At 60.8% G+C, this 854-nt stretch carries 1 protein-coding gene; it reads right to left on the bottom strand.

Annotation, left to right across the window (positions count from 1 at the left end):
- Positions 1–24: 24 nt before the first annotated feature.
- Positions 25–779 (bottom strand): IS5 family transposase gene (locus C5748_RS27375; protein WP_105746201.1). Its coding sequence is split into 2 segments (ribosomal slippage): positions 25–446 and positions 446–779, totalling 756 coding nucleotides; the frame shifts between segments, so codons are not numbered across the junction.
- Between the last annotated feature and the right edge of the window lie 75 nt (positions 780–854).

The raw sequence follows: 854 nt of genomic DNA, 5'->3' as shown, positions 1-854 counted from the left end.
GTGACTAGGGTCCGGACTCATTGATCAAAGCCAGAAGATGACGGCAGCGGCGATGCAGATTGCCGAGAAGAAGGTGTGGGCGCATCGGTCGTAGCGGGTGGCGATGCGTCGCCAGTCCTTGAGCTTGCCGAACATGTTCTCAATTCTGTGACGCTGGCGATAGAGCCCCTTGTCGTAGTCGATCGGTTGTTTGCGGCTCTTGGTGGGCGGGATACAAGACTCGATGCCTCTGTCGGCAAGCGCCTTTCGGAACCAATTGCTGTCGTAGCCTTTGTCGCCGATCAGGCTGTCGGCGGGCGGCAGCACGTCGAGCAAGAGCCGGGCGCCCTTGTGGTCGCTCATCTGCCCTTCGCTCAAAAGCAGCACCAGCGGCCGGCCCTCGGCGTCGCAAACGGCATGCAGCTTGGAGTTCAGCCCGCCTTTCGTTCGCCCGATACGACGGGGAACATCCCCTTTTTAAGCAGGCTCGCCGCGGTGCGGTGGGCCTTCAGATGGGTGGCGTCGATCATGATGCGTTCTGGCTCTGGCGCTTCGCCGGCGAGCGCAGCGAAGATGCGGTCGAACACTCCGAGCCGGCTCCAGCGGATGAAGCGGTTGTAGAGCGTCTTATGCGGGCCATACCCGCTCGGTGCGTCCTTCCACTGCAGCCCGTTCCTGATCACATAGACGATGCCGCTCACCACCCGCCGGTCGTCAACCCGCGGAACGCCATGCGACAGCGGAAAATGCGGCGATATCCGCGCCATCTGGCGCTCGCTCAGCAGAAACAAATCACCCATCGCAGCCTCCTTCAATGGAGACTGTGAATCACACCGAAAACCGATCCGCAAGAAAATTAATAGGTCCTGAGCCTA

It is taken from the genome of Phyllobacterium phragmitis, assembly GCF_002980495.1.
Classification (GTDB): domain Bacteria; phylum Pseudomonadota; class Alphaproteobacteria; order Rhizobiales; family Rhizobiaceae; genus Paramesorhizobium; species Paramesorhizobium phragmitis.
The sequence above is the reverse complement of the archived record's forward strand: the minus strand, read 5'-3'. Positions and strand labels throughout refer to the sequence as shown.